Raw genomic sequence first — 4,757 nt, forward strand, 5'->3', positions numbered from 1 at the left:
AGAACGGAACACCCCATTCGGAAGGTTCGGCGGAGGCGGCGAAAGGCCGCTGCCCCCGTTCGCGTCGGCGCGGTAGCGCCAACCTACGGCGGGCGCGTTGCCGTGCCGATGGCGGGAGACGCGGCCGGTGGTAAGTCGTCATCCCGTTTTCGCGACCGATTCATCCCGCGGGTAGGGCGGATAAGCGCCACGCATCCACCAAAAGCGCGGCTTGCCGGGATGACCAACAGGGTGTGCCGAGGGGCGAGGCGCACTGCCCTCCGTAGAAGCCGGTGCGCCTCCCGTCGTCGGCACACCCTACCCGTTCCCCTCTCGGGTGCCGAGCAGCGCCTCCTTGGCACTGCGCTCCATGTAGAAGTAGGCGCGCAGCCCTTCGAACAGCAGCACCGCGACGAAGCCGATGATCAGCCAGATGATCACCGCCTCGATCGGCAGATAGGACCAGGCGCCGATGAGGATGCCGATCATCTGCTCGTTGTGGTACTTCCACCAGCCGTAGGGGACGCCGAGGCTCGCCTCGTAGACGATCGACATGGCGAGCAGCACGAAGACCGTGAACATCAACGCGCGCCAGTTGATCAAATACTGCAACGTGCGCATCAGGAACACCCCCGGCAGCAGGCCGAGCAGGACGATGAAGGTGAAGTAGCCGGGGAACCCCGCGGGGTAGGGGCCGAGCTTCTTCGCCACCACCGCCAGCACGATCAGCGCGGTCCCCGCGGCGAGCAGGCGGCCGTGGAAACCGCCCAGCTTGGGCAGGCCGCGGCAGACCGCGGCGTGGTCGTCGTGGCTGTAGCGGCGGAACCAGTAGACCACCCCCCACAGATAGAGGGTGGCGATGAAGATGCCGCCGAGCAGGTAGAAGCCGAACTCCTCGATCGGCAGGTAGCTCGACACCCAGTGGAAGCCGCCCCAGTCGAAGGCGGGGATGTAGAGCCCGGCCACCGCCCCGGTGTTGGGGAAGTAGAAGAAGTGGTAGCCGAAGCCCACGTCGAGCACCGTGCCGAGGAGGAAGATCGCCGCCACCACCAGCCAGTAGGCCTTGCGCTCCACCCGGAACTCCGGGTAGCGGTTGAACCAAGCGTGGAAGATCAGGATCGGCACCCAGAAGATGGAGAGGCTCCAGGTGTAGCCGTAAGGCGTCGGGTTGGCGGCGTAGTTGGGCGGCTGGCTGGGGTCGTGCACCGTGGAGAGGGTGATGGCGAACGGGATCATCACAGCCGCCACCATCCACAGCGCCACCTGGAGGAAGCTATTCGGCTTGCTCGGATCGATGCTCATGGCGCCGTTCCCCTAGTTGATGGGCGTGGGCTTGGGCTGCGCGTTCTTCAGGTCGATCATCTTGCCGCGGCAGAAACCGTTGAGCTCCACGTAGGCCTGGCCGGCGGGCGAGCCGTCGGCGCGGGCGACACTGCTCGCCCCCTCCCAGTAGACCGGGCTGGCCCAGAAGCCGTGTTTGGCGCGCAGCTCCTGGTCGGCCACCTGCGGGGTCACCACGAAGGTCTCGTCGTCGAGCTGGATGTTCCACTTGCTCGGGTATTCGCATCCAGTATGCGGACTGGTCCAGTGGTCGAGGATGTCGATGGTGAACTCCCCCGGGCCGTAGACGCGGGTGTGGCCCTTGGCGTCGGTGAGCGAGGCGTAGTTCTCCACGTCGTTCTTCTGGCCGTTGATGTAGTAGAGCATCAGCTGGCGGTTGTCGTTGAGCTCGATGGCGAACCACTGCCAGCCCTGGGAGACCGCCGGCAGCAGGTCGCCGTACTGGCGGTCGAACCAGGCGGTGCCGCTCACCTTGTACTCCTTGCCGTGGGCGGTCAGGGTGCCACTCGCCTCCATCGCCTCGCGGGAGTAGTAGTAGGTGTAGCCGCCGAAGCGGTAGGGGTGGGGGCCGCCGGCGTAGTGCAGCACCGGCTTCTTGCCCGCCTTCAGCTGGAGGTCGAAGGCGTATTCACCGAGATTGGCGGTGATGTGGTCCTCGCCGTTGCCGCCCATCGCGGTGGCGGCGAAGTGCTTGTTGTCGGCGGAGAGGTCGAAACGGTTGGGAATCTCGTGGGGCAGGTCGAAGAAGGTGACGTCCTCGCCGTAGTGGAAATTGTTGCCGTTGATGTCGGTGACCGCCGCCTGCACCAGCTGTTCCTTGAGGATGATGAATTGGTCGAAGGCGAAGAAGACCAGCTCGAAGCCGAACTTGCGCCCATCCTCGCTCTCCAGGTGCCCGGTCCAGTACCACCACTGCACGTCCTGGTTGTTGAGCATAGCGTCGTCACGCGGCAGCTGGATCGGGCCGATCAGCCCCTTGTTGGGGATGAAGGTGTAGAAGAGCAGGAACAGGAGTAGGAGGATCCAGGGGAGTTTGCATTTGAGGAAGTTGAGGGTTTCGGGGGTCATGGGGAGTCCCTGGTGTGGCGTTGTTACGGGCGCCGGGCGGACGGCGGGTGTGGCGATTATTAGCATGTTGCTAGCAGATTTTTCAAACAAACCGTGTAGGAAAATGCTGATTCGTCGAAGCGGGCGCGATTTGCGTCTCTTACGTGAACGCAAATTCGGGGCAAGAAGGCCAGAAAAGCCGGCTAGAGGGGAGGGAGGCGTTACGATGGTCGTCGAGGTAGAAGGAGGCCAATGAAATGGTGTCTACGCCGGTGTCGTGAGTTTTCCTCCAAATTAGGGGGCGATCTACCGGTGCGCTTTGTGTGATAGTTAGCCGACGCCAAATGTTGTTTTCGCATAAAAACAGTCGTTTGAATATGTAAGAATTTTGACATTCTTTGTAAGAAAATGGCTCGTTGTTCAAGGGAGATTATTGACACGCATTGAATAAACGTATGCACTAATGCGTAGTGGGATGCGTCTATTAATGTTACATCGGATGCGGCCGGTAAGAAGAGAATCTAGGCCTTTTCTGAAACTCTGATGTGTCGATGGCTATTTGCTTTTTATTCTGTATTTCGTAATACGTGGTATCGAGCACATGGAGTCAATAGAAAATCACGGGCTGGACGGGCCGGGCCTTAAGCTGGTTTCGAACAGCCAGTTTTTGAGGCCGGAGTTGAGTGAGACCCAGCGGCGTATTGCGATGCTGGAGGGGCCGGTGCTTATCTCGGGCGAAACAGGTACCGGAAAGACCGTTCTAGCCCAGGAACTCCATTATCACTCATCCAGAGCTGATCGGTCGGTGCTGGTAAAGGGGTGTGGAGAATTCGTGAACTCCCCCGGCCTGATTGACTCGGCGCTGTTTGGCCATATGAAAAACGCCTTTACCGGGGCGGTATCGAGCCGGGATGGTGTGTTGGCTGTAGCCAATGGGGGCACGCTGATCCTGGACGATATCGATTACCTCCCGATAGAGGGGCAACAAAAGCTGCTTCGCTTCCTTGATGACAAAAAAATATCGAGGGTAGGTGCGGAGCACGACTTTCAATCCAGCGACATCCGCCTGATCGTAACTACAAACAAAGATCTTCACTGCTTGATTGAACGAGGGAGCTTTCTGCGAGATCTGTATTATCGATTATCGACTTGGCGCATATCGCTGACTCCGCTGAGAGAAACTCCGGAAAAGGTGCGTGCTTTTTCCGAATATTTCCTCGCGGAAACGCTCCGAGAAAACCCCTCTCTCAACCAGGATCTCGAATTCGCTCCCGAAACGTTGGCGCTGTTTGAGTCGATGTCGTGGTGGGGGAACCTGCGAGACCTGCGCAACGCAGTAGCGAATGTGGCTGTGCAGGGCAGCATGGGCAAGTGCTCGGTCATAACGGTGAACCAAGCTGCTGACATCCTTTTCGATCCTGCCCTCTATCCAGAAAACAGCGCTTCACTGAAAGACCCGAAATCCCGTGACGCGGTAATGTTGAAGCTCCTTCAACTCACCGGTTGGAATATCCGCCAAGTGGCGAGAATCTTTGGCGTTTCCCGTACGACCATCTACGCCGCTATCGACCGAAACGGGTGGAAAAAGAAATAGTCCTTCCTGTAGTAAGACTTTAGCCCTTTGAAAAACCGCTGACGTCAGAAACGCCAAGCGGGTAACTTTCTCGTCCATGGAAGGACAAGACCACGAAATCGTATTGCGCTACCGGGGCCGCGACCTGAGCGAGGTCGATCTGCGGGAGATCCGCGAAGCCATTGCCATCCACTACGCCCGGGGGCGCAGCCACATCGCCCGGCAGCTTTGCGAGCAGTGGGACTGGCGTCAAGCGAACGGCAAGCTCAAAGAGTACGCCGCCCGCGATCTGCTGTTGCGTCTGGAGGAGGCCGGCCATGTCCAGTTGCCTCCCCGCCTGCGACCGAAGAACAATCTCAAGCCCCAGGACTTCTCCCAAGCCCCCTTGTTCGTCCGGCAGGAGCTGAGCGGGCGGGTCGGCGACTATCCCGAACCGCAGATTCGCCCCGCCGAGGGCGCCGAGCGTTATCTGTGGGACTATCTGGTCCATCATCATCACTACCTCGGTCGCCCCAAGCTGGTCGGCGAGCACCTCAAGCAACTGGTCTGGCTCGACGACCAAGTGGTGGCCTGCCTGGGCTGGGCCAGCGCGGCGTGGAAGGTCGAGTGCCGCGACCGCTGGGTGGGTTGGTCGGCGCAGCAGCGGCGCCAGCGGCTCTCGGCGGTGGCGAACAACGTTCGCTTCCTGGTGTTGCCGTGGGTGCGCGTCGAGCACTTGGCCTCCAAGGTGCTGGCGCTGTCGTTGCGGGGTCTGGCCGAGGCTTGGCAGGCGCGCTTCGGCCATGAGGTCGTGTTGGCCGAAACCTTCGTCGATCCG

At 60.4% G+C, this 4,757-nt stretch carries 4 protein-coding genes; 2 read left to right on the forward strand and 2 right to left on the reverse strand.

The window, feature by feature from the left end; genetic code table 11:
• Nucleotides 1–297: 297 nt before the first annotated feature.
• Nucleotides 298–1,281: a hypothetical protein gene (locus ACYQ2W_RS25240; RefSeq protein ID WP_459873636.1), complete on the reverse strand. Its 984-nt coding sequence runs from the start codon at nt 1,279–1,281 to the stop codon at nt 298–300.
• 12 nt (nt 1,282–1,293) lie between these two features.
• Nucleotides 1,294–2,388 (reverse strand): lipocalin-like domain-containing protein, encoded by a 1,095-nt coding sequence (locus tag ACYQ2W_RS25245; protein WP_459873638.1) that lies wholly within the window; start codon nt 2,386–2,388, stop codon nt 1,294–1,296.
• A gap of 580 nt (nt 2,389–2,968) precedes the next feature.
• Here ACYQ2W_RS25245 and ACYQ2W_RS25250 point away from each other — a divergent pair.
• Together ACYQ2W_RS25250 and ACYQ2W_RS25255 are read left to right on the forward strand one after the other, a co-directional pair.
• Nucleotides 2,969–3,961, forward strand: coding sequence for a sigma-54-dependent transcriptional regulator (locus tag ACYQ2W_RS25250; protein ID WP_459873640.1), 993 nt, complete (start codon nt 2,969–2,971; stop codon nt 3,959–3,961).
• 76 nt (nt 3,962–4,037) lie between these two features.
• Nucleotides 4,038–4,757, forward strand: a 720-nt coding sequence (locus ACYQ2W_RS25255; protein WP_459873642.1) for a Druantia anti-phage system protein DruA, incomplete at its 3' end; no start/stop codon positions are given.

The sequence above is a fragment of the Endothiovibrio diazotrophicus genome, assembly GCF_054657215.1.